Annotated in this window: 28 protein-coding genes and 1 pseudogene; 16 read left to right on the plus strand and 13 right to left on the minus strand. The window is 73.6% G+C overall.

From position 1 onward, the window contains the following. Positions 1–286 precede the first annotated feature (286 nt). Together ACZ56B_RS14975 and mshD are read right to left on the minus strand one after the other, a co-directional pair. Positions 287–766: a hypothetical protein gene (locus ACZ56B_RS14975; RefSeq protein WP_468789921.1), complete on the minus strand. Its 480-nt coding sequence runs from the start codon at positions 764–766 to the stop codon at positions 287–289. Between the two features lie 222 nt (positions 767–988). Next, positions 989–1,915 carry a mycothiol synthase gene (gene mshD, locus ACZ56B_RS14980; RefSeq protein WP_468789922.1) on the minus strand — a complete coding sequence of 309 codons (927 nt, stop codon included), beginning with the start codon at positions 1,913–1,915 and terminating at the stop codon, positions 989–991. A 168-nt stretch (positions 1,916–2,083) separates the two neighbouring features. On the opposite strand from mshD, the gene ACZ56B_RS14985 reads away from it, so the two are divergent. Continuing rightward, positions 2,084–3,916, plus strand: coding sequence for a bifunctional metallophosphatase/5'-nucleotidase (locus ACZ56B_RS14985; RefSeq protein WP_468789923.1), 1,833 nt, complete (start codon positions 2,084–2,086; stop codon positions 3,914–3,916). Between the two features lie 29 nt (positions 3,917–3,945). Here the strand turns inward: ACZ56B_RS14985 and ACZ56B_RS14990 are convergent, their stop codons facing one another. Together ACZ56B_RS14990 and ACZ56B_RS14995 are read right to left on the minus strand one after the other, a co-directional pair. Continuing rightward, complete coding sequence (locus tag ACZ56B_RS14990) at positions 3,946–4,146, minus strand: DUF1737 domain-containing protein (RefSeq protein WP_468789924.1); 201 nt, start codon at positions 4,144–4,146, stop codon at positions 3,946–3,948. Between the two features lie 46 nt (positions 4,147–4,192). Next, positions 4,193–4,483 carry a hypothetical protein gene (locus ACZ56B_RS14995; protein ID WP_468789925.1) on the minus strand — a complete coding sequence of 97 codons (291 nt, stop codon included), beginning with the start codon at positions 4,481–4,483 and terminating at the stop codon, positions 4,193–4,195. Positions 4,484–5,025: 542 nt separating this feature from the next. Between ACZ56B_RS14995 and ACZ56B_RS15000 the strand changes: the two genes are divergently transcribed. After that, positions 5,026–6,486 (plus strand): catalase, encoded by a 1,461-nt coding sequence (locus ACZ56B_RS15000; protein WP_468789926.1) that lies wholly within the window; start codon positions 5,026–5,028, stop codon positions 6,484–6,486. Positions 6,487–6,661: 175 nt separating this feature from the next. Here ACZ56B_RS15000 and ACZ56B_RS15005 read toward each other — a convergent pair whose 3' ends face one another. From ACZ56B_RS15005 to ACZ56B_RS15025, 5 genes are all read right to left on the minus strand, one after another. Further along, the gene (locus ACZ56B_RS15005) at positions 6,662–8,119 is read right to left on the minus strand and encodes a sensor histidine kinase (RefSeq protein ID WP_468789927.1); all 1,458 of its coding nucleotides are present in this window, start codon (positions 8,117–8,119) and stop codon (positions 6,662–6,664) included. 47 nt (positions 8,120–8,166) lie between these two features. Continuing rightward, on the minus strand, positions 8,167–8,901 hold the full coding sequence (locus ACZ56B_RS15010) for a response regulator transcription factor (RefSeq protein WP_468789928.1): 735 nt from the start codon (positions 8,899–8,901) through the stop codon (positions 8,167–8,169). Between the two features lie 97 nt (positions 8,902–8,998). Further along, positions 8,999–10,012, minus strand: coding sequence for a S1C family serine protease (locus tag ACZ56B_RS15015; protein WP_468789929.1), 1,014 nt, complete (start codon positions 10,010–10,012; stop codon positions 8,999–9,001). Positions 10,013–10,204: 192 nt separating this feature from the next. Further along, positions 10,205–11,233, minus strand: a complete 1,029-nt coding sequence (locus ACZ56B_RS15020) for a LacI family DNA-binding transcriptional regulator (protein ID WP_468789930.1) — start codon at positions 11,231–11,233, stop codon at positions 10,205–10,207. Between the two features lie 107 nt (positions 11,234–11,340). After that, on the minus strand, positions 11,341–12,120 hold the full coding sequence (locus ACZ56B_RS15025; protein ID WP_468789931.1) for a response regulator transcription factor: 780 nt from the start codon (positions 12,118–12,120) through the stop codon (positions 11,341–11,343). Positions 12,121–12,346: 226 nt separating this feature from the next. Here ACZ56B_RS15025 and ACZ56B_RS15030 point away from each other — a divergent pair, with 226 nt between their 5' ends. From ACZ56B_RS15030 to ACZ56B_RS15060, 7 genes are all read left to right on the plus strand, one after another. Further along, positions 12,347–13,225, plus strand: a complete 879-nt coding sequence (locus ACZ56B_RS15030; protein WP_468789932.1) for an alpha/beta hydrolase — start codon at positions 12,347–12,349, stop codon at positions 13,223–13,225. 40 nt (positions 13,226–13,265) lie between these two features. Further along, positions 13,266–13,520 carry a MoaD/ThiS family protein gene (locus tag ACZ56B_RS15035; RefSeq protein ID WP_468789933.1) on the plus strand — a complete coding sequence of 85 codons (255 nt, stop codon included), beginning with the start codon at positions 13,266–13,268 and terminating at the stop codon, positions 13,518–13,520. Between the two features lie 3 nt (positions 13,521–13,523). Then, the gene (locus ACZ56B_RS15040) at positions 13,524–14,738 is read left to right on the plus strand and encodes a hypothetical protein (RefSeq protein ID WP_468789934.1); all 1,215 of its coding nucleotides are present in this window, start codon (positions 13,524–13,526) and stop codon (positions 14,736–14,738) included. Positions 14,739–14,907: 169 nt separating this feature from the next. Beyond that, positions 14,908–15,648 (plus strand): LmeA family phospholipid-binding protein, encoded by a 741-nt coding sequence (locus ACZ56B_RS15045; RefSeq protein WP_468789935.1) that lies wholly within the window; start codon positions 14,908–14,910, stop codon positions 15,646–15,648. Between the two features lie 425 nt (positions 15,649–16,073). Then, the gene (locus tag ACZ56B_RS15050) at positions 16,074–16,919 is read left to right on the plus strand and encodes a sulfurtransferase (protein ID WP_468789936.1); all 846 of its coding nucleotides are present in this window, start codon (positions 16,074–16,076) and stop codon (positions 16,917–16,919) included. Between the two features lie 42 nt (positions 16,920–16,961). Then, positions 16,962–17,249 (plus strand): DUF1416 domain-containing protein, encoded by a 288-nt coding sequence (locus ACZ56B_RS15055; RefSeq protein ID WP_010351646.1) that lies wholly within the window; start codon positions 16,962–16,964, stop codon positions 17,247–17,249. Positions 17,250–17,329: 80 nt separating this feature from the next. After that, the gene (locus tag ACZ56B_RS15060) at positions 17,330–17,590 is read left to right on the plus strand and encodes a DUF3099 domain-containing protein (protein ID WP_468789937.1); all 261 of its coding nucleotides are present in this window, start codon (positions 17,330–17,332) and stop codon (positions 17,588–17,590) included. Positions 17,591–17,606: 16 nt separating this feature from the next. Here ACZ56B_RS15060 and ACZ56B_RS15065 read toward each other — a convergent pair whose 3' ends face one another. Further along, on the minus strand, positions 17,607–17,969 hold the full coding sequence (locus tag ACZ56B_RS15065) for a DsrE family protein (protein ID WP_468789938.1): 363 nt from the start codon (positions 17,967–17,969) through the stop codon (positions 17,607–17,609). A gap of 334 nt (positions 17,970–18,303) precedes the next feature. Between ACZ56B_RS15065 and ACZ56B_RS15070 the strand changes: the two genes are divergently transcribed. Genes ACZ56B_RS15070 through ygfZ form a run of 3 tightly spaced genes read left to right on the plus strand, consistent with a single transcriptional unit; the run spans position 18,304 to position 20,348 of the window. Further along, positions 18,304–18,879, plus strand: coding sequence for a heme-binding beta-barrel domain-containing protein (locus tag ACZ56B_RS15070; protein ID WP_468789939.1), 576 nt, complete (start codon positions 18,304–18,306; stop codon positions 18,877–18,879). Between the two features lie 55 nt (positions 18,880–18,934). Continuing rightward, on the plus strand, positions 18,935–19,372 hold the full coding sequence (locus ACZ56B_RS15075; protein WP_468789940.1) for a Fur family transcriptional regulator: 438 nt from the start codon (positions 18,935–18,937) through the stop codon (positions 19,370–19,372). A gap of 10 nt (positions 19,373–19,382) precedes the next feature. Then, complete coding sequence (gene ygfZ / locus ACZ56B_RS15080; RefSeq protein WP_468789941.1) at positions 19,383–20,348, plus strand: CAF17-like 4Fe-4S cluster assembly/insertion protein YgfZ; 966 nt, start codon at positions 19,383–19,385, stop codon at positions 20,346–20,348. Between the two features lie 49 nt (positions 20,349–20,397). On the opposite strand, the gene dtd is transcribed toward ygfZ, so the two are convergent. Further along, entirely contained in the window at positions 20,398–20,823 is a 426-nt protein-coding gene (dtd, locus tag ACZ56B_RS15085) for a D-aminoacyl-tRNA deacylase (RefSeq protein ID WP_468789942.1), read from the minus strand. A 177-nt stretch (positions 20,824–21,000) separates the two neighbouring features. Here dtd and ACZ56B_RS15090 point away from each other — a divergent pair, with 177 nt between their 5' ends. Both ACZ56B_RS15090 and ACZ56B_RS15095 read left to right on the plus strand, forming a co-directional pair. Next, a complete protein-coding gene (locus ACZ56B_RS15090; RefSeq protein ID WP_468789943.1) occupies positions 21,001–21,636 on the plus strand; it encodes an RsiG family protein in 636 nt (211 codons plus the stop codon). Between the two features lie 73 nt (positions 21,637–21,709). Further along, the gene (locus ACZ56B_RS15095; RefSeq protein WP_468789944.1) at positions 21,710–22,690 is read left to right on the plus strand and encodes an asparaginase; all 981 of its coding nucleotides are present in this window, start codon (positions 21,710–21,712) and stop codon (positions 22,688–22,690) included. Positions 22,691–23,215: 525 nt separating this feature from the next. On the opposite strand, the gene ACZ56B_RS15100 is transcribed toward ACZ56B_RS15095, so the two are convergent. After that, the gene (locus tag ACZ56B_RS15100) at positions 23,216–23,401 is read right to left on the minus strand and encodes a hypothetical protein (RefSeq protein ID WP_468789945.1); all 186 of its coding nucleotides are present in this window, start codon (positions 23,399–23,401) and stop codon (positions 23,216–23,218) included. 249 nt (positions 23,402–23,650) lie between these two features. Between ACZ56B_RS15100 and ACZ56B_RS15105 the strand changes: the two are divergent. Then, positions 23,651–24,388: pseudogene (locus ACZ56B_RS15105) on the plus strand (GntR family transcriptional regulator); the annotation flags it as partial. A 36-nt stretch (positions 24,389–24,424) separates the two neighbouring features. Here the strand turns inward: ACZ56B_RS15105 and ACZ56B_RS15110 are convergent. Further along, entirely contained in the window at positions 24,425–24,613 is a 189-nt protein-coding gene (locus tag ACZ56B_RS15110) for a hypothetical protein (protein ID WP_468790015.1), read from the minus strand. A 193-nt stretch (positions 24,614–24,806) separates the two neighbouring features. On the opposite strand from ACZ56B_RS15110, the gene ACZ56B_RS15115 reads away from it, so the two are divergent. After that, a complete protein-coding gene (locus tag ACZ56B_RS15115; RefSeq protein WP_468789946.1) occupies positions 24,807–25,691 on the plus strand; it encodes a GntR family transcriptional regulator in 885 nt (294 codons plus the stop codon). The last annotated feature ends 15 nt before the right edge of the window (positions 25,692–25,706 follow it).

Below are 25,706 nucleotides of genomic sequence, written 5' to 3' on the forward strand. Positions count from 1 at the left end.
TCCGTGTTCCGCCCGTTCCCCCCTCGGAGTGGCGAAGACTCTGGCACGGCGGGATGCATTGGCCGAGCGTCGCAAGGCTGTCTGAATCAGCGGTTACGGCGACATGACGTCCTGGCTAGCGGGGGGCGGCCCGGGGGGTGCGGGCGGGCGCCCCTCACGCGGGGAGGGACGTGCGGGCGCGCCCGGGGGAGAGGTGCGGGCGCGCCCGGCAGGGACTGCGAAGGCGCCGGTCAGGGGGCGCGGCGGCACGGCACCGCGCGGTGCGGCCGCGCGGGTGCGGTGGTGCTCATGCCGGGCCCCTCCTCCCGGCCGGGCCGGCGGTGCGCGGGCGCAGCACGCGGAACGCCGCCAGGGCCGGCAGCACGGCGACGACGAGCGGCACGCCGGAGGCCATGAGCTGCAGCGGCCAGGAGTGCCCGGCCGGGTGGAGGTCGTGGTGGAAGCCGACGGCGTCCAGGTCGGCCGGCCGCGCACCGCAGCCCGGGAGCGTCTCGCTGCCGCAGGGGGCGGCCAGGCGGTCGCCGTCGGCGGTCAGGACGCCGGTGCCGGCCACGATGCCGTCACCGGTGACGATGCCCCCGGGCAAGGGTCCGTCGCGCAGGCTGGTGACCTCGGTGGCCGTGGGCCACAGGTGCGGGAGGGCCGCGTGGACGGCCGCCCGCAGTCCCGCGAGGGCGAGCACGGCCGCGGTGGGCGCGGCGAGGGAGCGGCGCAGCAGCAGGCCCGCCGGCGCGCCCGCGGCGAGTCCGGCCAGGGCGAGGGCCACGGGGACGGTTCCGTCGGCGTGGAAGGTGGGGACGTCGCGCCACTGCTCGGCGGTGTCGATCCGGCCCGCGCCCGCCGTCCGGGCCGGGCGGTGTTCCTGTGCGCGGCGCCGGCGGTGACGGCGGTGGGCGCGGCGGGCCCGCCTCCGCTTCCGCTCGGCAAGGGACCCGCCGGCCGGGTCCTCGCCGAGCGGCGGCCCGGCCGGGTCGGCTCCCCGGCCGGGTCAGCTCTCCGTGCGGTACATCAGGTCCGTCTCGTGCGTGGTGAAACCGAGCCGTTCGTAGACGGACACCGCCGCCTCGTTGTCGGCGTCGACGTAGAGCATCGCCGTCGGCAGGCCCTTCCCCGCCAGGTGCCGCAGCCCGATCGTCGTGAGGGCCTTGCCGAGGCCGCCTCCCTGGGCGCCGGGGGCCACCCCGAGGACGTACACCTCGCCGAGGCCCTCCGCCGCGTGCGCCTTGGTCCAGTGGAAGCCGACGATCCGGCCCTCCCGTTCGGCGAGGAAGAAGCCCTCGGGGTCGAACCACGGCTCGGCCTTGCGGTCGTCGAGGTCGCGCTGGGTGAGGGAGCCCTGCTCGGGATGGTGGGCGAAGGCGGCGGAGTTCACCGCGAGCCAGGCCGCGTCGTCCCGCCCCGGCACGAACGTCCGTACGGTCACGTCCCGGGGCAGCGCCGGATCGGGCAGGTCGAGCCCGGTCAACGGCCGCCGCATCTGCCGCAGTTCCCGGAAGAGGGTGAGCCCGAGCACCTGGGCGAGGTGCCGGGCGGCGGGGTGCCCGCCGTGCGCCCACACCCGCAGCCGCTTCCCGGACGCGGCGAGCAGTGCGGCGCCGAGTGCCCGCCCGTGCCCCCGGCCCCGGTGCGCGGGGTGCACGACCAGCTCGGCGGCCGGCGGTTCCACCGGGTCGGTGTCCTCCAGTTGGGCGTATCCGAGGAGTTCGTCGCCGGCGGTGAGCAGCAGGTGCGAGACCCCCTCCCGCTCCCCGCCGCGCAGCTGCAACCGCCCCTGCTCGGACACCGCCTGCTGCCCGTCGGTCCGGGCGGCCTCGTCGAGCAGGGCGAGGACCGCCTCGACCTGCTCGGAGGGGAGCGCGGCGGAGGTCTGGATCGAGCGGGGCCGTCCGGGGCGTGCGATGTCGTCGCTGGTCATGCGTACGAGGGTAAGCGGAGGGCGCGGACGGGCGCGGGAGGGCGCCGTGGGACGGGCGGCGACGGCGGCGGCGAAAGACACACCAAGATGTAACCCTGAACACCCTGTCGCGCTACGCGCGTTGACCCTAGGCTGCGCCGGTACCCACTCGGACCCACAGGGGGGCGCATGCCAGCCACATCCCCGGCGCACCGTCAGCAGCGCCGCAGACGCCGTACGAACCGTCTCCTCGCGACCGCCGCCGGCGTGCTGACCGTCGGCGCGCTGGCCGCCGCCGCCCTGCCCGGGTCGGCGAGCGCGGGCGAGCGCGGCGGCGGCAAGGGCGGGCCGCACGGCCACCACCCGGGCCGTTACCAGGACGTCCAGCTGCTGTCTTTCAACGACCTGCACGGCAACCTCGAACCCCCGGCGGGCTCTTCCGGCCGGGTCAACGAGCTCCAGCCCGACGGGATGACGAAGGACGTCGAGGCGGGCGGCGTGGAGTACCTCGCCACCCACCTGCGCGAGGCCCGCAAGGGCAACCGCTACTCCGTCACCGCCGCCGGCGGCGACCTGGTCGGCGCGTCCCCCCTCCTCTCCGGCCTCTTCCACGACGAGCCCACCGTCGAGGCGCTGAACAAGCTCGACCTGGACGTCACCTCGGTCGGCAACCACGAGTTCGACGAGGGCGCCGCGGAGCTGGTCCGCCTGCAGAACGGCGGCTGCCACCCCACCGACGGCTGCTCCACCGACAAGGGGTTCAAGGGCGCCGACTTCCCGTACCTGGCGGCCAACGTCCTGGACGAGAGGACGAGGAAGCCCCTCCTCAAGCCGTACTGGGTGTGGAAGAAGCAGGGCGTCAGGATCGGCTTCATCGGCGTGACGCTCGAGGGCACCCCGGACATCGTCTCGGCCGAGGGCGTCAAGGGCCTCGTCTTCAAGGACGAGGTCGAGACGATCAACAAGTACGCCCGGGAGCTCCAGCGCCAGGGCGTGAGGTCCATCGTCGCCCTCGTCCACGAGGGCGGCTTCCCGGCGTCCTCCTCCTACAACTACGACTGCGACTCCCCGGGCGCCGGCGACGGCATCTCCGGCCCGATCGCGGACATCGCGAAGAACGTCACGCCCCAGGTGGACGCCCTGGTCACCGGCCACACCCACGCGGCGTACGTCTGCACGATCCCCGACCCGGCCGGCAAGCCCCGCACGGTCACCTCGGCCGCGTCCTTCGGCCGCCTCTACACGGACACCACGCTGACCTACGACCGCGCGACCGGCGACATCGCCCGCACGGCCGTGAAGTCCGCGAACCACGTCGTCACCCGGGACGTCCCCAGGGCGCCGGACATGACCCGCCTGATCGACGAGTGGAACACCCTCGCCGCCCCCATCGGCAACCGCCCGATCGGCCACATCTCCGGCGACATCGTCCGCGACGGCACGGAGTCCCCGCTCGGCGACCTGATCGCCGACGCGCAGCTGGAGTACGGCAGGACCCTGGACCCGGAGACCGACCTGGCGCTGATGAACCCCGGCGGCATCCGGGCGTCCCTGACCTACGCGGCCGGCGGCTCCGAGGGCGACGGCGTGGTGACGTTCGCGGAGGCCTTCACGGTCCAGCCCTTCGCCAACACGGTCAACCTCCAGGACTTCACGGGCGCGCAGCTGATCCAGGCCCTCAGGGAGCAGGTGAGCGGCCCGAACGAGGCCGCCCCGAAGATCCTCCAGGTCTCCTCGGGCCTGACCTACACCCTGGACCTGACCAGGGCCGGCGCGGACCGGGTCGTCACGGACTCCGTCCGGCTGAACGGCGAGCCCGTCGACCCGTCCGCCACCTACCGCGTCGCGACGAACAGCTTCCTCGCGGGCGGCGGCGACGGCTTCCCGACGCTGGGCGAGGGCACGAACGACCTCGTCGGCGCGGACGACCTGACGGCCCTGGAGCGGTACCTGACGGCCAACTCCTCGGCGGCCGACCCGATCGACCCGCCGAAGGCGGACCGGATCACGATCGTGCGGTAACCGCGCGGACCGACGCCCGGGGCCCGTCCTCATGCCGGGGGCGGGCCCTCGGCGTGAGGCCACACGACCGCCTGCGCCACGATCACCCGCTCCCCGTCGAAGGTGAGCGCCGGCCCCTCGTGCAGCCGGTACCCCATGTCCAGCGCCTCGCTCACCCGGCGGCAGAACGCGGCGTCGTCGGGGCCGGTCAGCACGCGGTACCGGGGCAGTCTCTCCCGTGGCGTCTCCATGCCGCCCAGCGTGGCACAGGCGCTTCCCCGCCCGCCGCCCCCCGTCTCACTCGAGCCGGACGATGCGCCGCCCCCGGCTCTCGGCCACCCGGAGCGCGTCCTCCAGCGACTCCGTCGCCCGGGTGAGCGCGAAGCGCACCGCCCGCTCGCCGGCCTCGGGATCGGCGAGCACGGCCCGCGCTCCCGCGAGCACCTGCTCCCCCGAGTCCAGCTGGGCCTCTTCCACGTCGTCCGCGAGCCGGGAGAGCCTGCTGCGGTCGCTGTCGGTGCTCAGGTAACAGGGCTTGCCCTCGGGCGTGGTCCAGGGCAGCAGACGGAGCCGGAAGGCGTCACTCACGCGAGGACCCCCGTCCCGTGGGCGCGGCGCGGCCCGGCGCCGGTGCCTCTTGCGGTACTTCCCCTCATGCGGTGTCCCTCCGATACGCCGAGCAGCGGTGATTACCGTTCGTGCCACGATCGTCACTCATCGCACGTGCGCTGCGGAAGAGGGCCTGGGGTGCCCGCGGCTCCGGGCGGCGGGGAGGAGCGGCGTGACCGGACGGTCCGTCGCGCACGTCGGGCCGGGGCGCGCGGTACCGGGGCGGACGCCGCGTCTCCCGGGGAGGAGGGGGGAAGCCCCCGCACGGCCGGGCGGTGCGTCCGGTTGCGGCGGGACCCGGCTCGGTGGGGCGGCGCGGGCGCGGTGCGTGCGGCGCGGGCGCGGTGCGTGCGGCGCGCGGCCTCCCGCTCCGGCGGCGCCGGGCTCGATCTCTTTCTGGAGCGGCACGGAAGTTAGACAGAATCTATTGTAGGATCGAGTGCGGGCTCGGCCTGGTGAACTTCCCCCCTCTGAGTCCGCCGACTGGGCTTCGGCCCCGTACGCACACAAAGGAGACCGCCTTGTCCGACTCCATCGACACCCCGGCGACGCTCGAGAACGGCGCGCCGGCCGTCAGCAACCGCAACTCGCTCAGCCTGGGTTCCAACGGGCCGCTGCTGCTGCACGACGTCCAGCTCGTCGAGACCCTCGCGCACTTCAACCGTGAGCGCGTCCCGGAGCGCAACCCGCACGCCAAGGGTGCCGGTGCCTTCGGCGTCTTCGAGACCACCGAGGACGTCTCCCGCTACACCAAGGCGGCCCTGTTCCAGCAGGGTGCGCGCACGGAGATGCTGGCCCGGTTCTCCACCGTGGCCGGTGAGCAGGGGTCGCCGGACACCTGGCGCGACGTCCGCGGCTTCTCGCTGAAGTTCTACACCTCCGAGGGCAACTACGACCTCGTGGGCAACAACACCCCCGTCTTCTTCGTGCGCGACCCGATGAAGTTCCCGCACTTCATCCGGTCCCAGAAGCGGCTGCCCGACACCGGCCTGCGCGACAACACCATGCAGTGGGACTTCTGGACCGCCAACCCCGAGTCCGCCCACCAGGTCACCTACCTCATGGGCGAGCGCGGTCTGCCCCGGTCCTGGCGCCACATGAACGGCTACGGCTCCCACACCTACATGTGGGTCAACGCCGAGGGCGAGAAGTTCTGGGTGAAGTACCACTTCATCTCCGAGCAGGGCGTCGAGTCCCTGACCAACGAGGAGGCCGAGCGCCTCGCCGGGTCCGACGCGGAGTACCACCGCCGTGACCTGTCCGAGGCCATCGAGCGCGGCGAGTTCCCGTCCTGGACCCTGCACGTCCAGGTCATGCCGTACGCGGACGCCAAGGACTACCGGTTCAACCCGTTCGACCTGACCAAGGTGTGGCCGCACGCGGACTACCCGCTGATCAAGGTCGGCACCATGACGCTGAACCGGAACCCGGAGAACTTCTTCGCCGAGATCGAGCAGGCGGCCTTCGCGCCGTCCAACCTCGTCCCGGGCATCGGCGTCTCCCCCGACAAGATGCTGCTCGGCCGCGTCTTCGCCTACGCGGACGCCCAGCGCGCCCGCATCGGCGCCAACTACTTCCAGCTGCCGGTGAACCGTCCGAAGGTGAAGACCAACTCCTACACCTTCGACGCCGCCATGACGTTCGAGCACACCGGCAAGGCCCCGGTGTACGCCCCGAACGCCTTCGGCCGTCCGTACGCGGACGAGACCGGCCCGGTGGACGAGAGCTGGGAGGCCGACGGCGAGATGGTGCGCAGCGCCTACCGCCTGCACGCCGAGGACGACGACTTCACGCAGCCCGGCACGCTGGTCCGCGAGGTCTTCGACGACGCCCAGCGGGACCGCCTCGTCGAGACCGTCTCCGGTGCCCTCGCCCCGGTGCAGGAGCCGGTGCTCTCCCGTGCCTTCGAGTACTGGAAGAACATCGACGCCACCATCGGCGAGCGCATCGAGCAGGCCACCAAGGAGGCCCGGGCGAAGTAGTCGCCCCGCGCGGCGACCCGCGCGCCCCCGGTGAGGAAGCCCGGACCGCCACGGTCCGGGCTTCCTCCGTGTCGTACGGCGGCCACGCTCCCTCTCCGGGCCCGCGGCCGGACCCGCACAACGGCCCGGAGGACCGGTCGGGAAGGACTGGTCGGGGGGAAGGGCGCCGCCCCCGCTACGGGGCCCCGGGCGGCGGGGCCGGGGCGCCCGGCAGGCGGACCACGGCCGTCGTGCCGCCGCCCTCGGCCGGGACCAGGGCGACCTCGCCGCCCGCCTGCTGGACCGTGCGGGCCACGATGGACAGCCCGAGGCCGGAACCCGGCAGGGAGCGGGCGCCCGGGGAGCGCCAGAACCGGTCGAAGACGTGCGGCAGCTCGTCGGCGGGGATACCGGGGCCGTGGTCGCGGACGGTGAGGACGCCGTCGGCGAGGCGGACCTCGACGGTGCCGCCCTCCGGGCTGAACTTCACCGCGTTGTCCAGGACGTTGACCACCGCCCGCTCCAGCGCGCTCGGCTCCGCCCGCACGTACCAGGGCCGCACGTCCGCCGTGATGGTCAGCTCCGGACCGCGCAGCCGGGCGCGGCGCAGGGCCGACTCGACGACGTCCTGCCAGGCGACGATCCGCGTCCGGCCGGCGTGCTGGCCGGTGTCCGGGCGGGACAGCTCCTGGAGGTCGCCGATGAGCGACGCCAGTTCCGTCATCTGCGCCTTCACGGAGGCGAGCAGCGCCTTGCGGTCGTCGGGCGGGAGGGGGCGGCCCGTCTCCTCGCTGCGGGTGAGGAGTTCGATGTTGGTGCGCAGGGAGGTGAGCGGGGTGCGCAGCTCGTGCCCGGCGTCCGCGATGAGCTGCTGCTGCAGGTCGCGGGAGCTGGCGAGGGCGGAGGTCATGGAGTTGAAGGAGCGGGAGAGCCGGGCGACCTCGTCCTCGGCGTCCTCCTCGACCGGGATGCGGATGCCCAGGTCCTCGGTGCGGGCCACGTGCTCGACCGCCTCGGTGAGCCGGTCGACGGGGCGCAGGCCGGCCCGGGCGACCGCGAGGCCCGCGGCGGAGGCGCCCAGCACGCCCAGGCCGGAGACCAGGAGCAGGAGCAGGGCGAGGTCGCTGAGCGTCGACCGGGTGCTGTCGAGGGGGACGGCGGCGACATAGGCGTAGTCCCGGGCCACGCCGCGGCCGAGCGGCGTCTTGACGGTGAGCGCGGTGGTCAGCACCCGTACCGGGTCGCCGTTGCCGTCGGTGCCGTTGCGGAAGGCGAGGGTGCCCGGGTCCGGGGCGCCGGCCACCTCCTTGTCGTGACCGGTGACCCCGACCGAGGCCGAGGCGAACGGCAGCAGGCACACCGTGCCGTCGCGCCGCACCAGCTGCCCGTAGCTCCCGCTCTGCGGGCCGAGGGCGTCGTCCGTGCGGGAAGGCGTCCGGCTGCAGGTGGCGACGATCCTGTCGAGCTGGTCCTGGTCCAGCACGACGACCGACGAGCGCAGGTCGTCGTCGAGCTCCGCGTAGAGCTTCTTCTGCACGATGAACCAGCAGGTGACGGAGACCACCGCCACCGCGAACGCCACCGCCGCCGCCACCAGCAGCGACAGCCGCGCCCGGATCGGCAGGGCCCGGAAGCGGCGCACCGGTCCGCTCACTCCTGCGCCCTCCTCACTCCCGCCCCCTCCTCACTCCCGTGCTTCCCTCACTCCGCGCCGCCCTGCCGCAGCACGTAACCCACGCCCCGCACCGTGTGCACCAGGCGCGGCTCGCCGCCCGCCTCGGTCTTGCGGCGCAGGTACATCACGTACACGTCCAGGGAGTTGGACGAGGGTTCGAAGTCGAAGCCCCACACCGCCTTCAGGATCTGCTCCCGGGTGAGCACCTGGCGCGGGTGCGCCATGAACATCTCCAGCAGGGTGAACTCCGTACGGGTCAGCTCCACCGGGCGCCCGCCCCGCACGACCTCCCGCGTGGCCAGGTTCATGCTCAGGTCGCCGAAGGCGAGGACGTCGTCCGACTCGGCGGAGGCGGCCACGGCCGCCGCGTAGGAGCTGCGGCGCAGCAGCGCGCGGATCCGGGCGAACAGCTCGTCCAGCTCGAACGGCTTCACCAGGTAGTCGTCCGCCCCGGCGTCCAGGCCCGTCACCCGGTCGCCGACCGTGTCCCGCGCCGTCAGCATCAGGATGGGGGTCGTGTCGCCGGCGGAGCGGATGCGGCGGGCGGCGGTGAGGCCGTCCATGCGGGGCATCTGGATGTCGAGGACGAGCAGGTCGGGCCGGTGGGCCGCCGCCTTCTCCAGGGCGTCCGCGCCGTCCACGGCGACCTCGGTGTCGTACCCCTCGAAGGCCAGGCTGCGCTGGAGCGCCTCGCGCACCGCCGGCTCGTCGTCGACGATCAGGATGCGCCGGGGGTCACGGTCGCCTTCTGCGGGGGTCATGGGTGTCGGGTCCTGTCCTCATGTCGGCAAGGAGAGCGCGGCCGGGGGAGGGGTCGCCTCCCGGATCCTCAGCCTCGCACGTTTCCCGGGGCGCGCGTCAGCCGGTCGCGCCGGACCGCAGGCCCGGCAGGTCCGCCTTGACCGTGTTGACCGGGATCGCGAAGCCCAGGCCCACGCTGCCCGCGGCGGAGGAGTCCGCGCCGCTCGGCGCGTACATCGCGGAGTTGACGCCGACGACGTTGCCGTTCATGTCGATCAGCGCGCCGCCGGAGTTCCCGGGGTTCAGGGACGCGTCGGTCTGGATGGCCCGGTAGGTGGTGGTGGAGTCGCCCGTGTCGCCGTTGAACTCCCGGCCGCCGTACTCGAACGGCAGGCCGTCGCCCCGCTGCCACTGCCGCTGGCCCTGGCCGTCACCCCTCGGGACGGTCACGTCGCGGTCGAGCGCGGAGACGATGCCGCTGGTCACCGTGCCGGTCAGGCCCTCGGGGGACCCGATCGCCACGACCTGGTCACCGACCTGCAGGCCGTCGGAGTCGCCGAGGGTGGCCGCCTTCAGGCCGGAGGCGTCCTCCAGCTTGATCAGCGCCAGGTCCTTCCCGCTGTCGGTGCCGACGACCTCCGCGGTGTACGCCGTGCCGTCGTGCGTCCGCACCTCGATGGAGGAGGCCCCGGCGACGACGTGGTGGTTGGTGACGACCTCGCCGTCGCCGGTGATGATCACGCCGGAGCCGGTCGAGGAGCCGGCGGAGGAGGTGGCGCCGATCTCGACGATGCTCGGGCCGGCCGACTCGGCGACGCCGGACACCGTGCCCTTCAGGGCGGCCGGTACGACGTCGGTGCGGGTGGAGCTCGAGGCGGCGGCGGTGCCGTCGCCGATCAGTTCCTGTACGCCGTAGGCGGCGCCGCCGCCCGCGGCGGCCGCCACGATCGCCACCGCGGCGAGCAGGGCGGCCGGGCCCCGGCTCCGGTTCCGCTTCCGCCTCGGGGCCGGGTCCGGGGGCTGCTCGGGCGTCGGCGCGTGCGCCGGCGGGGGCGGCCACCCGGGGCTCGCCCGGTGGGGGCCGCTGCTCTCGTACGCGTCGCCGGGGCGGGGGTTCTCGGTCATGTTCATGAGCCTCGCGCCCGACGATGAGAACATGCTGAGCGCTCGCTGAAAAGTCCGGCAGAACCTCGTATGCCCGATGTAAAGGCGTCCGGTGTGGGGGTGTTCGATGCGAGGACGTCCGGTGCGGAGGCGCCCGACGCGAAGGCGTCCGACGCGAAGGCGCCCGACGTGAAGTCCCGCCCCCGTGGAGCGGCGCGGTTACGACTGCCCGCAGCCGCAGGAGTCGCGTACCACCAGGCGGGACGGGAAGACCTTCAGGCGTTCGCGGCGCGAGCCGGCCACCCGCAGGCCGTCGTCGAGCACGAGGTCCACCGCCGAGCGGGCCATCGCCGAGCGGTCCGAGGCGACCGTGGTCAGGGGCGGGTCGGTGAGCGCCGCCTCCTTGATGTCGTCGAACCCGGCGACCGCGAGCTCACCGGGCACGTCGATGCGCAGCTCGCGCGCCGCGCGCAGCAGGCCGATCGCCTGGTCGTCGGTGGAGCAGAAGACGGCGGGCGGACGGTCCGGGCCGGAGAGGATCTCCAGGCCGACGCGGTAGGCGTCGTAGCGGTTGTACGGGGCCTCGAAGAGGCGGCCCTCGGTCGGGAGGCCGGCCTCCTCCATCGCGCGCCGCCAGCCCTCGACGTGGTCGGAGACCGGGTCGCCGACGGCGGGGGTCTCCGCGGTGCCGCCGACGCAGGCGACGTACTCGTAGCCGTGCTCCAGCAGGTGGCGCACGGCGAGCTGGGCCCCGCCGAGGTCGTCGGTGACAACGGCGACGTCGTCGATCGCCTCGGGGCGCTCGTGCAGCAGGACCACCCGGGCGTCCCAGGCGTCGATCTCCGCGGCGGCCAGGTCGTTGAGCGCGTGGCTGACCAGGATCAGCCCGGAGACGCGCATCCCCAGGAACGCCCGCAGGTAGTGGACCTCGCGCTCGCCTATGTAGTCGGAGTTCCCGACCAGCACCATCTTCCCGCGCTCGGACGCGGCCTGCTCCACCGCGTGCGCCATCTCCCCGAAGAAGGGCTGGCGCGCGTCCGGGACGATCAGGCCTATGAGGTCCGTGCGCCGGGACGCCATCGCCTGGGCGACGCGGTCGGGCCGGTACCCCAGCTCCTTGATCGCGGCGAGCACGCGCTCGCGCGTGGCCGGGGCGACCGGCCGGGGTCCGTTGTTGATGACATAGCTGACGACGGCGGTGGAAGTGCCCGCCAGCCGTGCCACGTCATCCCTGGTTACCTTGGCCACGCGCGGAGTCTACGCGGATATAACCGGTCCGGGCAGGGCGTAAAGGAGGTTCCGTACAGGGGGGAAAGGGCTCGTATGTGCGATCGCAACGCTCATGCGTGCGCCTTTCACGCCTTCGCCCGCGCCCCGGTGCCGTCCCGGGCGGTCGTCTCGTCCGTATCCGACGTCTTTTGCCGGTCGGTCCCGCCCCTGACCTCCTCGGCGGCGCGGTCCCCCTTCTCCGGGGTAACGAATCGGTAACCGACGTTCCGGACGGTGCCGATCAGCGACTCGTGCTCGGGGCCGAGTTTCGCCCGCAGCCGCCGCACGTGGACGTCGACCGTGCGGGTGCCGCCGAAGTAGTCGTAGCCCCAGACCTCCTGCAGCAGCTGGGCGCGGGTGAAGACCCGGCCCGGGTGCTGCGCGAGGTACTTCAGCAGCTCGAACTCCTTGAAGGTGAGGTCGAGGACGCGGCCCTTGAGCTTGGCGCTGTAGGTCGCCTCGTCCACCGACAGGTCGCCGTTGCGGATCTCCATCGGGGAGTCGTCGCCGACGAGCTGCTGGCGGCCCATGGCCAGCCGCAGCCGCGCCTCGACCTCGGCCGGGCCCGCGGTGTCCAGCAGGACGTCGTCGATGCCCCAGTCCGCGGTGACGGCGGCGAGGCCGCCCTCGGTCACCACCAGCACCAGCGGGCAGCCGGGGCCGGTGGAGCGCAGCAGCTGGCACAGGCTGCGGACCTGCGGGAGGTCGCGCCGGCCGTCGACGAGGATGACGTCCGCGCCGGGGGTGTCGACGAGGGCCGGGCCCTCCGCGGGGGCCACGCGCACGGTGTGCAGCAGCAGGCCGAGGGCGGGGAGCACCTCCGTCGACGGCTGGAGGGCGTTGGTCAGGAGCAGGAGGGAACTCATCGCATCGCCTCCGCCCGGACCGGGGTCGTCCTGCCTTCGTGCACGGTTCGCTCGCCCATGACGTCTGGTTCCTCCTCGGTCCCCGAGAGGACATTCGCGGAACTGTCGCGTGCGATCGACGGCCCCGTACACCGGCGGTCTCCCGCGTCGTATACAACGCTCCCGAAAGCACAAAAGGACCCGGGGGCTTCGCTGCCCGAGTCCTCTTCGCAGCAGAATAGCCGACATGAGCACCGATCGGGCGGGTCATGTGGCGCGCTCCACCTCTCGTCCATGTTCCGGAACCCGGGGCGCAGGGAGCGGCGGCACGCCTTCGCGGACGTTTCTGCGCACCGCGGACGGCGTGCGGATCGATTCCGTATACGACCCGGGAAACGGTCCGGGAAACGCCGCGCACGGAATCCCCCGGGAGCCCCGGGACCCCTCCCGCGTTCCGGTGTTCGTGGTCGCCCACGGCTTCACGGGGGACGCGGACCGGCCGCACGTGCGGCGGGTGGCGCGGGCGTTCGCGCGGCACGGGGCCGTGGTGACGTTCTCCTTTCGCGGGCACGGCGCGTCGGGCGGGCGGTCCACGGTCGGGGACCGGGAGGTGCTGGACCTGGCGGCGGCGGTGGCGTGGGCGCGGGAACGGGGGCACGCGCGCGTGGTCACCGTCGGGTTCTCGATGGGGGGCTCGGTGGTGCTGCGGCACGCGGCGCTCGGGGACGGCGACGCGGGCGCGGACGCCGTGGTCTGCGTGAGCGCCCCCGCCCGGTGGTTCTACCGGGGGACCGCGCCCATGCGGCGGCTGCACTGGCTGGTGACCCGGCCCTCCGGGCGGCTGGTGGGACGCTACGGGCTGCGGACGCGGATCCACCACCGGCACTGGGACCCGGTTCCGCTCTCCCCCGTCGAGGCGGTGCCGCGGATCGCGCCGACGCCGCTGCTGATCGTGCACGGCGACAGCGACGGGTACTTCCCGCTCGACCACCCGCGCATGCTGGCGGCGGCCGCCGGCGAGCACGGGGAACTCTGGATCGAGCCCGGGATGGGGCACGCGGAGAACGCGGCGCCGGAGGGGCTGCTGCACCGGATCGGGGACTGGGCGGTCGCCCGGACGGACTAGCCTGACGGTGTTCACCGTCAACCGATTGAGGAACCAGCAGATGGCAAAGGTCACGGTGCGGTACTGGGCCGCCGCCAAGGCCGCGGCCGGGGTGGCCGAGGAGCCGTACGAGGCGGACACGCTCGCCGGAGCGCTCGACGCGGTGCGCGAGCGGCACCCCGGCGAACTCGCGCGCGTTCTGCTGCGCTGCTCGTTCCTGCTCGACGGTGATCCCGTGGGCACCCGCGCGCATGAGACGGTACGGCTGGCCGACGGCGGCACGGTCGAGGTGCTCCCGCCGTTCGCAGGAGGGTGAGCCATGACCGACCAGCCGTACGAGGGACACGACGGGTACGACCCGTACCAGCAGTACCGACAGCCGCAGCAGCCGCAGCCCCGGCCCCAGCCGCAGGCGTGGCCCGGGCAGCAGGCGTACGAGGACCCGTACGCCGACCAGCAGTACACGCAGCAGTGGCAGGGGCAGACCTGGGAGACGCAGATGCAGCCGCCGGTGCCCGCGCCGGCGGAGGAGACGGCGTACCTGCCGCCGCAGGGGTACGCCGAGCCGGCCGGGTACGGGGGGCACGGGCCCTCGCCGGCGGCGTACGCGCCGGCGCACGCGCCGACCCCCGCCCCCGCGCCGATCCCCGCTCCGGCCTCCGCCCCGGTTCCGCCGGCCCCCGTGCCGCCGTCCGCCGGCCCCGGGTCCGGGGCCGCGGGGACCGCAGGGGACCTTCCCGAGTACGGGCCGGCCACGCTGGCCGGGAACACGCGCGTCACGGACGCGCAGCGCGCCCGCGCGGAGGGGCGTTCCCCGATCATCGAGCCCGGGATGCAGTCGGCGGTGCTCACCGCGCTGCTGGGGCTGCTGCTCGCCGGCGGGGCGGCGCTGGGCACCTACGCCCTGCTGGTGCCGCTGGTGGTGCTCCAGGGGGTCACGGCGGCGGGCTGGTTCCGGCTGAACGGGATGTGGCCCGCGCGCCAGGGGATCGCCCTGGGCTTCCTGGGGGCGCTGGTCGCGGACGTGGCGCTGCTGGCGTCGGACCGCTCGCCGTCGGCGATCCTGGGGACGCTCGGCGTGTGGGTGCTGCTGTCGCTGGCGCTGCAGCTGCGGTCGCACGCGGACCCCGACGAGCGGATGTACGGCCTGACGGCGACGGTCGCCGCGGCGGCGCTGGCGATCGTGGCGGGCGGGTACCTGGCGGCGGACGCGGACGCGGTGACCGTCGGGGCGCTCGCGGTGGCCGCGGCGGTCGTGGCGCGGGCGCTGCCGCTGCCGGGCGCGGTGACCGCGGTGCCGGTGGTGATCGCGCTGCTCGTGGCGGCGGGCGCGGGGTTCGCGGCCGGCTCGATGACGGACCTGGGCGCCCCGGGCGCGCTGCTCGGGGCGGGCGCGGCGGTCTGCGCCCTGATCGGGCACCGGGTCGCCAGCTACGACTACCCGTCGCGCTTCGTCCACTTCACGGCGGGCGTCGCCCTGCCGCTGGCGGCGGCCGCCCCGGCGGTGTACGTGCTGGGGCGCGTGCTCGGCTGAGGACGGACGGGGGCGGGCCGGGCCACGGGTCCCGCCCCCCCGGGCACGGCCCCTGTCACAGGTGATCGACAATCTAGGGGTCCCCGCCCCCGGCGGGGCTACCCTCGCGCTGACGGCCGACCGGTCGTCGAGGGATGCCGTCCGACCTGCCCGGTGGGGGAAACACCGCATGCGCGCACTACGCACACTGTTCATCATCGCCGTGGTACTGGGCGGGATCTTCGTGATCGCGGACCGCGTCGCGGTCCACTTCGCCGAGGGCGAGGTGGCGGACCGGCTGAAGGCGTCCGAGAACCTCGCCGACACCCCCGACGTGTCCATCAAGGGCTTCCCCTTCCTCACCCAGGTCGCGGGCGGCACCCTCGACGGCGTCGAGGTCGGGATCCGGCAGTACGAGGCCACCGCCGGCGACGGCGCCCGGAAGATCCGCGTCGACGATCTGCGCGCCGACATGCGGGGCGTCGAGTTCTCCGGCGACTTCGGCTCCGCCACCGCCGCAGACGCCACCGGCACCGCGACGGTCGCCTACGACGAACTGCTCAAGACCGCGGGGTCCGAGCCCACGCGGATGGGCCCCGGGGTCACCGCGAACATCGTCGGCCTGTCCGACGGCGGCAACGGGAAGATCAAGGTCGAGGTGGAGGCCACCGTGCTCGGGACCAAGCTGCCCGAGCCGGTCTCCGTGCTCAGCTCGGTGACGGTCGTGGACGGCCACACCGTCCGCGTGGAGGCGGACGCGCCGCCCACGTTCGGCGGGGTCGAGATCGCCGAGTCCCGGGTGCGGCAGATCACCGACTTCGAGCAGAGGATCGACGGCCTGCCCGGCGGCATCCGGCTGGACAAGGTCGAGGCGGCGCGGGACGGGGTGGACATCACGGTGAAGGGTTCCGACGTCCGCCTGGCCGGGTAGGAAGGATCGGACGGCCCGAGGGAGTCCGACAGGCGAGACGGGGGAGTCCGCAGGGCAGATGCGACGGCGGACGCATGGGGACCCGGCCTCCGCGGGAGTGGGCTCCTTCCCTCATTCGTCTCACTTTTCGGACGCTTGCGTCTCAGGGTATGACACACCGGTGACACGTCCGCCCGTCCTCCTTACGATCGGCCGTATGCAGTGTCAGACGAGCGTCCTCCGAGCGCGAGGACAGGCGGATCTCACGAAGCGGCGGGCAGTGGACCTGTGCCGCGTCGCCGCCATGCTCTGTCGGCCTTTCTGAGCGGACGCGCCGCCGTCCGCATCCCACCCCGCCCCGTCGAGGGCACCCGTGCGCCGGCCCGGTGCGGCCGCGCGCACCCCGCACTGGCACGCCCCGCCGCATCTGCCCCGGAGGAGAGAGCATGAGCCGCAGCGACGTCCTGGTCGACGCCGATTGGCTCCAGGAGCACCTGGACGACCCGAGCATCGTCATCGTCGAGGTGGACGAGGACACGTCCGCCTACGACAAGAACCACATCAGGAACGCCGTCCGGATCGACTGGACCAAGGACCTGCAGGACCCGGTCCGCCGTGACTTCGTCGACCAGGAGGGCTTCGAGAAGCTCCTGTCCGACAAGGGCATCGCCAACGACCACACGGTCGTCCTGTACGGCGGCAACAACAACTGGTTCGCCGCGTACGCCTACTGGTACTTCAAGCTGTACGGCCACGAGAACGTCAAGCTCCTCGACGGCGGCCGCAAGAAGTGGGAGCTCGACGCCCGCGAGCTGGTCCCCGGCGACGAGGTGCCGGAGCGGCCGAAGACCGAGTACAAGGCCAAGCCGCAGGACCTGTCCATCCGGGCCTTCCGCGACGAGGTCGTGGACGCCATCGGCAAGAAGAACATCGTCGACGTGCGCTCGCCCGACGAGTTCTCCGGCAAGCTGCTCGCCCCGGCCCACCTGCCGCAGGAGCAGTCGCAGCGCCCCGGCCACGTGCCGACCTCCCGCAACATCCCGTGGTCCAAGAACGCCAACGACGACGGCACCTTCAAGTCCGACGAGGAGCTCAAGGCGCTCTACGAGGCCGAGCAGGTCGACCTGTCCAAGGACACCATCGCCCTGTGCCGCATCGGTGAGCGCTCCGCGCTGTCCTGGTTCGTGCTGCACGAGCTGCTCGGCGTGGAGAACGTCAAGAACTACGACGGCTCCTGGACCGAGTACGGCTCCCTCGTCGGCGTGCCGATCGAGCTCGGCCCCGGCAAGTAACCCTCCCGACCGACCTCTCCCGACCCCTTCAGGAGTTAAGACATGTGCGGTGCGAAGGCCGGCGGCCCGGACGCCTCGACGATCAAGCCCGGTGAGACCACCATCCAGGGCCAGGTGACCCGCGACGGCGAGCCGGTGACGGGCTACGTCCGTCTGCTGGACTCGACCGGCGAGTTCACCGCGGAGGTCCCCACCTCCGCCACCGGACAGTTCCGCTTCTACGCGGCGGAGGGCACCTGGACCGTCCGCGCCCTGGTGCCCGGCGCCACCGCCGACCGCACGGTCGTCGCCCAGCAGGGCGGCCTGGCCGAGGTCGCGATCGCGGTCTGAGCCCGCTCGCCGAGGGCCGCATCCCACGGTTAGACGCCCGGGATGCGGCCCTCCGGCATGTCCGGACCTACGCTGGAGGCATGTACGCGCGCAGGCGCCGCACCTACTTCGTCATGATGGGCACGTGCATCGGGCTGTTCGTCCTGGCCTGGAGCGTCGTGCGGCTGTGGTCGGTGCCGGCGGCCGTGGGCATGTGCGTGGTGGCCATGGTCATCCCCCCGCTCGCCGCGATGGTCGCCAACCGGCGCGGCCCCGAGGACCGCTGGTGGGACGACCCCACCGGCGACCCGCAGTCCGACGAGTGGTGGGACGAGCTGGACGGCAGGAGACGGCCCCGGTAGGGCCCGCCCGGCCGGCTCAGTAGACGAGCGCCTGGGTGTCGTCGGCCAGTGCCTCCTGGACGAACACCTGCGCACCGGCGATCCGTACGCCCTCGAGGACGTCCTTCTCCGTGATGTCGCGGCGGGCCGCGCACTGCGTGCACAGGGTGAGGCGGCCCCCGGCCAGGAGCGCATCGATCAGGTCGGGCAGCGGCGCGGCGTGCGGCAGCTCGAACTCGGCGGCCCGCCCCGGCAGCGCGAACCACGCCGACTCCCCGGTCAGCCACACGGAGACGTCCACCCCGCTCGCCACGGCCACCGCCGCCACCGTGAACGCCTGCGAGCAGCGTTCGGGGGCGTCGGCCCCCGCGGTCACCTTGATCACGAGCTTCTTCGCCATGACCGAATCGTAGTCAACGCCCCCGCGACCGCGGCGATCACCCGTGGGCCCGCCGTGCCGCCCCGGCGGACGGCGGTGGGGCGGGGCCGGCCGCCGGGCCGGCGCCCGTCGGGGCGGACCTCGCCCGACGGGGCCGGGCCCCGGCCGCGTAAGCTGGGGTCCGGCCCTGTGCACACACCGCACCCCCGCTCAAGGAGCACCCCGTGGTTATCTTCTTCGAAGCCCTGCTGGTCCTGGTCTGCGTCGGCGTCCTCGCCTTCGCCGGGCTGACCGTGAAGAAGCTGTTCCAGGGCCAGCGCTGACCCTGTCCGACCACGTCCAGGAACTGCCTCTCATGATCGAGATCCCGTCCGACCTCCACAAGGACCTCGTCCCGCTCGCCTTCCTGCTCGGTGACTGGGCGGGTGCGGGCGTGCACGACTTCCCCGGCGCCGAGAAGTGCAACTTCGGGCAGGAGGTCGCGTTCACCCACGACGGCCGGGACTTCCTGGAGTACCGCTCCCACACCTGGGTGCTGGACGGGGAGGGCAACAAGGTCCGGCCGCTGGAGTCCGAGCACGGCTTCTGGCGGATCGACGCCGCCCGCAAGGTCGAGGTGACGATGACCCGCGACGACGGCGTCATCGAGATCTGGTACGGCGAGCTGGCCGAGGGCAAGCCGCAGATCGACCTGGTCACGGACGCGGTCGCGCGCACCGCCGCCTCCCGTCCCTACAGCGGCGGCAAGCGGCTGTACGGCTACGTCAAGAGCGACCTGATGTGGGTCGGCGAGAAGCAGACCCCCGAGGTCGAGCTGCGCCCCTACATGTCGGCGCACCTGAAGAAGGTCGTCACCCCGGAGCAGGTCGAGCGCTGGGCCAAGGCCCTGCCCGACGACCTGCCGGACGACGGCATCGCCTTCTTCAAGTAGGCCCCGCCCCGAGCGGGCCCGCCCCGGTCCGGACGGCACCCCCTAGACTCGGGGTGTGGTGAGCACCGACTGGAAGAGCGACCTCAGGCAGCGCGGCTACCGGCTGACGCCGCAGCGCCAACTCGTGCTCGAAGCCGTGGACACCCTTGAGCACGCGACCCCCGACGACATCCTCGCGGAAGTGAGGAAGACGGCGTCGGGGGTCAACATTTCCACCGTCTACCGCACGCTGGAGCTCCTGGAGGAGCTGGGCCTGGTCAGCCACGCCCACCTCGGGCACGGCGCCCCGACGTACCACCTCGCCGACCGGCACCACCACCTGCACCTGGTCTGCCGCGACTGCGGCGGCGTCATCGAGGCGGACGTGGAGGTGGCGGCCGAGTTCACGGCCAAGCTGCGGGACTCCTTCGGCTTCGACACGGACATGAAGCACTTCGCGATCTTCGGCAGGTGCGGTGACTGCGCTCCGGAGGCGGAGACCACCGGGACGTAGGCTTGGGCGTATGAAGAGCCCTCTGCTGACCCTGCCCGGCGCCGTCCCCGCCGAGGGCGTGGACGAAGGCGTGGCCGCCCACTACGGCGACCTGTTCCGCGAGCAGCGCGCCCTCGCCGACGGCACCGGCTTCGTCGACCTGTCCCACCGCGGGGTCGTGACCGTCACCGGCCCGGAACGGCTCGGCTGGCTGCACCTGCTGCTCACCCAGCACGTCAGCGAGCTGCCCCCGCACCAGGCCACCGAGGCGCTGATCCTCTCCGCCAACGGGCACATCGAGCACGCCCTCTACCTCGTCGACGACGGGGAGACGGTCTGGGCCCACGTCGAACCGGGCACCCAGGAGGCGCTGATCGCGTACCTGGAGTCGATGAAGTTCTTCTACCGCGTCGAGGTCGCCGACCGCACCGCCGACATCGCGGTGGTGCACCTGCCCGCCGGTTCCATCGCCGAGGCGCCCGAGGGCGTCGTCGTCCGCGAGACCCCGTACGGACGCGACCTGTTCCTGCCCCGGGCCGAGCTCGAGGCGTACGCGGAGCAGGCCGGGCCGCCCGCCGGGATCCTCGCCCACGAGGCGCTGCGCGTCGAGCAGCACCGCCCCCGGCTCGGCTTCGAGACCGACCACCGCACCATCCCGCACGAGCTGGGCTGGATCGGGGGCGCGGTGCACCTGCAGAAGGGCTGCTACCGGGGCCAGGAGACCGTCGCCCGGGTCCAGAACCTGGGCAAGCCGCCGCGCCGGCTGGTCTTCCTGCACCTGGACGGCAGCGAGGTCCACCTGCCGGCGGCGGGGACGGAGATCCGGGTCGCCGACGACGGTCCGGACGGGCGCAGGATCGGGTTCGTCACGACGTCCGCGCGCCACCACGAGCTGGGACCGGTCGCGCTCGCGCTGGTCAAGCGGAACGTGCCGGTGGACGCCCGGCTGCTCGCCGGGGAGACGGCGGCGGCCCAGGAGACCATAGTCGAGCCCTGAGCCGGCCGGTCGCCGGCCGGTGCCGGCCGGTGCCGGGCCGGCCCCCCGGTCAGATCTCCAGCAGGACGGTGAACGGGCCGTCGTTGGTCAGCGACACCCGCATCCGCGCGCCGAAGCGGCCCGTCGCCACCGTCGCGCCCAGGGCGCGCAGCTGGGCGACCACCTCGTCGACCAGCGGTTCGGCGACGTCCCCGGGGGCGGCGGCGTTCCAGGTGGGGCGGCGGCCCTTGCGGGCGTCGCCGTACAGGGTGAACTGGCTGATCACCAGCAGCGGGGCGTCGACGTCGCTGCACGACTTCTCGTCCTGGAGCATCCGGATCGACCAGAGCTTGCGGGCGAGCTGGGCCGCCTTCTCCTTGGTGTCCTCGTGGGTGACGCCGACGAGGACGCACAGCCCCTCGCCCTCGATCGCCCCGACCGTCTCGCCGTCCACGACGACGCTCGCGCCGTCCACCCTCTGCACCACTGCTCGCATGCGTCCATCATGCCGGTCGGCGAACAGGCGGCCGACGGTGGTCCGCGCGACTCCCCGACCGGGCTATTTTTACTCCTTAACCGCCATCTGGGGCGGATCGGGTGTACTCGGTCACATGGTGGCCGTCCGGGGTGGCACGATGCTGGCACATGCCGGTCGAGGGGACGGTTGAGGCATATGAGCACATCGGGAGCAGGGCAGCCGCCTGTGGCTGTCTCGTTGACCCAACCGGCTGTCGGGGAGCGGGAGTTCCACCGGCCGCCCACGCAGCGCACGGACAGCCCGGTGCTGCCCGAGGAACGGCCGGAGCACGAGCTGACCGTGCTCAGCCTGGCCGAGCTGCGCGCCCTGCGCCGCGACGCCCAGCGCGACGAGACCGACCTCAGCTACGTGCGGCGGCTGATCCAGGGGCGGATCGACATCCTGGGGGCGGAGCTGACCCGGCGCGCCCCCGCGGACGCCGCATCGGCCGCCGCCGATCCGGTGGAGGCGTCCGTGGTGGAGCGGCTGCCGGAGATCCTGCGGGACACCCCGGCCCGGCACCGGTCCTCCGCCCGCCACGTGACGCTGGGCACGCCGCGCGGCGAGGAGTACCGGCGGCTGGCGGCCGAGGTGCTCGGCGAGGTGGAGCTGTCCGACCTGGGCGCCCGCACGGACGGGGAGCTGAGCACGGCGATGGGGCGGCTGAAGCGGTACGAGCAGCAGGTGTCCCGGCGGCGGCAGCGGCTGCAGCGCACGGCCGACGGCTGCAGCGCGGAGATCGCACGCAGGTACCGTGAGGGAGAAGCCCAAGTCGACGACCTGCTCGTGTGAGGCGGGGGCCGGGCCGGTGATCCCGGCCGCCCCCGCGCCGGGCGGGGCGTCCCCGTCCGGAAGGCCACCGCCGATGTCCGCACCGTCCCCGTCCCCGTCCCCGTCCCCGTCCGCCGTTCCGCCCGTTCTCGCCGAGGTCGTCCGTTCCGGTTTCGTCGAGGGACGGCACCGCGGGAGCCTGGTCCTGCTGGATGCCGACGGAGCCGTGGAACTGGCGCTGGGCGAGGTGACGGCGCCCGTCTTCCCGCGGTCCAGCAACAAGCCGATGCAGGCGGCGGGCGTGCTGCGGGCGGGCCTGGACCTGGCGGGGGAGCGGCTGGCGCTGGCCGCCGCGAGCCACTCGGGGGAGGTCTTCCACCGCGACCTGGTCCGGAAGATGCTGGCCGAGCACGGACTGGACGAGCGGCAGCTGGGCTGCCCGCCGGACCTGCCGCTGGACGCGGAGGAACGGGAGACGTACCTCGCGGCCGGCGGGGTGCGGGAGAAGACGGTCATGAACTGCTCCGGCAAGCACACCGCGATGCTGGCGGCCTGCGCGCTGCGGGGCTGGCCGCTGGAGACCTACCTGGACCCGGACCACCCGCTCCAGCGGCTCGTCCACGAGGGTGTGGAGGACGCGGCGGGCGAGCGGGTGGCCGCCGTCGGCACGGACGGCTGCGGCGCCCCGCTGATGGCGGTCAGCCTCCTCGGCCTGGCCCGCGCCTACCGCTCCTTCGTCCTCGCGGAGCCCGGCACGCCCGAGCGCCGCGTCGCGGACGCCATGCGCGCCCACCCCGAGTACGTCGCCGGCACCCGCCGCGCCGACACCTGGCTGATGCGGGAGGTCCCGGGCGCCCTGTCCAAGATGGGTGCGGAGGCCGTCCAGGCCGTCGCGCTGCCGGACGGCCGCGCCCTCGCCTTCAAGGTGGACGACGGGGCGGTGCGGGCCCTGGGCCCGGTGCTCGCGCGGGCGCTGGGGCTCATGGGGGTGGACGCACCGGTGGTCGAGCGGATCGGCCGGGCGCCGCTGACGGGCGGGGCGGAGGTCGTGGGGGAGATCCGGGCGGTGTTCTAGCGGGACCCGCGGAACCGGGCGGTGTCCTCACGGGACCCGGGGAAGGGGCGCGCGCCGGGAGGTCCGGGGAGCGCGGAGGGGCGACGGGCCGAGGGGCCCGCGGGAGACCGCCGTCGCCGGTGGCGCGACCGCGTGCGGCGCCGGGACCGGGTCCCGCGCGTCGACCGGGGAGGGCGCCGCTCCCGCGCCGGACGTCGCCGGGCCGACGGGGCCGTGGCCGGGCGACGGGCCGGCGGTGCGGCGGGCGGCCCGGGGCCGGGTGCGGGAAGGACGAGCGGGCGCCGCCCGTCGGGCCGGCGCCCTGCTGCGTGCGTCCGGGCCGACCGTGGTGCCCGGACCCGTTCCGGGCGCGGTCGCCCTCGCGCCCCTGCTGCCTGCCTCCCTCCGTCGACGACGGGTGTGCGTTCATCCGTAGCGAGCTGTTCGGTTGTGGTTGTGGTTGTGGTGGTGCGGGTGGTGCCGGCCGACAGGGCTCCCGGCTCCCCTCCGGAGAGGAGCCCGGTCGGTGGTCCGTGCGGTGTGCCGTCAGCCGGACTGGGCGAGCAGCATCACGAGGATGACCGCGCCGATGCCGCTGACCGTGGTGTTCCGCGCCTTGATGCCCACGGTGAGGGCGACGAAGGCGATGATCCCCATCGGCCCGTACTTCCACTGGACGAGCTGCTCGAACCCGATGGCCAGGGCGGCGAGGACGAGAGCGATGAGCGGCATGACGGTCCCCCTTGTCGTCGGTGGTTCCCAACCGTTGCCCTGGTGGCCAACCTCCTTGTGTGCCGACCATGTTGCTCAAGTTGGTTACCAACTTGTCTTTGGTTATCTCCACTTGGGGGAGGCTCATAACCACCTTCAAGTGAACTGCCCAAAGATGGCGGGAAGTTGTAGTGTTCGGCCGTGGAGCCGGAACACGCCTCCGTCGAGGGAGGGAAGGGAGCGCGGCGGCCGCGGAGCGCACCTCGCGAGGTGGCCGGCGAACTGCGCGCCCGCATCGGGTCCGGAGCGCTGCGGCCGGGACCGCGCGTGCCCACGCGGGCCCGGCGCGCCGAGGAGCTCGGCGTCGAGCGCGGCACCGTGCGCCAGGCCCCGCGCATCCCGCGGTCCGAGCGGTCGCTCACCGACGTCTCCCGGGGCGCCCCGGCGACCGTCGCCGTCGCCGCCGGAGGAGCGCCGGCCGGCCCCGCGGCACCCCCGCTGCCCCCCACGGCGGACCTCGCGCTCCGGATCGCCACCGCCTTCGCGGCCGCGCACGTCGGGATCGACGCCGTCTGCCTGACCTCGGCCTCCCTCACGCTCGCCCCCGGTGAGCCGCTGCGCCGGATCCACGCCGGGCGGCTGAAACCGGCCAAGATCGAGGCCCGTGTCCCGCTGCCCTCCCGGGAGGCCGACCCGGCCTTCCCGGTCCCGGTCGGGGTCCGCGCCGGTCCCGGCGACCCGGTCCACGAGCGCCGGCCGGCGCGGCGCCCGGGGGCAGGTGTTCCGGCACCACCTGCTCGCCCTGCGCGCCACGCACGGCATCGACGTGCGCGTCTCGTCCCGGGCGCTGCCCTTCACCCCGCCGGTGAAGCCGTACCCGCTCAACGGCGCGGAGGTGCTGTTCGCCCACTGCACGTCGGCCCGCGGGACACCGCCCTCGTGGAGCGGTCCCGCCGGTGGTTCGACGCGCTGGGGGAGACGATCGGCTCGGAGCCGGTGCTCACGGACGGACGTCTCCCCCGGGCGCCCGGCACCCGGCGCCGTTCACAGGGCGGGCCTCGCCACCAGCAGCGCGAGCAGGACCGCCCCGGCGGAACTGACCCCCGGGCTCTTGGCCTTGATGCCCACGGTGAGCAGCAGCAGGCCGACGAGGCCCGCGACGCCGTACCGCCACTGGACGAACTCCTCCAGGGTGATGACGAGGACGGCGGAGACCAGGGCGAGTGCGGGCACGGTGTTCCCCCCTTCGGGCGGGCTGGCCGGGCGGACGGGCGTGACGTCGGCGGAGCGGACCGGAGGAGGAACCTCCGAACTTCTGCCAACTCAACTGAGTTGGCTGCCAACTTTGCTTATGTTGTCCCCACTTGGCTGCCCCTGGTAAACAACTTTCAAGCAACTCCCTTTGAATGGATCTGAGTTGTAGCGTTTGGCCGTGGCCCAGGAGAACGTGTCAGTGAACGGCGGCAGGAAGCTCTCACCCCAGGAGATCGCCGACATCCTGCGGGAACGCATCCGCACCGGCGAGCTCAGGGCGGGCGACCGGCTGCCCACCCAGGCCGAACTCGCCGAGGAGTTCGGCGTGGAGCGCGGCACCGTGCGCCAGGCCCTGCGCGCGCTCCAGGAGGACGGCCTCCTCACCAACGTCAGCAAGGGCAGCCCGCCGCGGATCGCCGAACCGGCCCCCGCCCGGGAGGAGCCCCAGCCGACGATGGTGGGGCTGGCGCCCCGCCTGACGGACGCCTTCGCGCGGGACCGCGTGCGGATCGACGCGGTCTGCCTGACGGCCGAGAGCCTCATGCTGGCGCTGAGCGAACCGGTCCGGCACATCCACGAGGGCCGCCTGCGCCCCGAGTCGGTCGAGGTCCGCCTCCTGCTGCCCTCCCGGAGCATCAACCTGGCCTTCCCGGTCCCGGTCGAGGGCCGCGACGGCCCCGACGACCCGGTCCACGAGCGCTGGCTGGCCCAGCGCGACGCCCAGGCCCGCGTGCTCCGGCACAACCTGCTCGCCCTGCGCGCCACGCACGGCATCGACGTGCACGTCTCGTTCCGCGCGCTCCCCTTCACCCCGCCCGTGAAGCTGTACCTGCTCAACGGGGAGGAGGCGCTGATCGGCTACTACCTGCTCACCCGGCGCGAGGAGGAGTGGGAGAGCCGGACCCTGGAGATGTACGACGCCCTCGGCTCCCAGTCCCTGCTCTTCTCCTTCGTCCGGCAGGCGGGGCAGCGGGACCGGGCGTTCGTGGAGGAGTCCCGGAAGTGGTTCGACGCCCTCTGGGAGACCATCACGACGGACCTGACCCTCTCCCGGTGACCTCCGGGGAGCACG

The sequence above is a fragment of the Streptomyces sp. NPDC034670 genome (assembly GCF_055574875.1).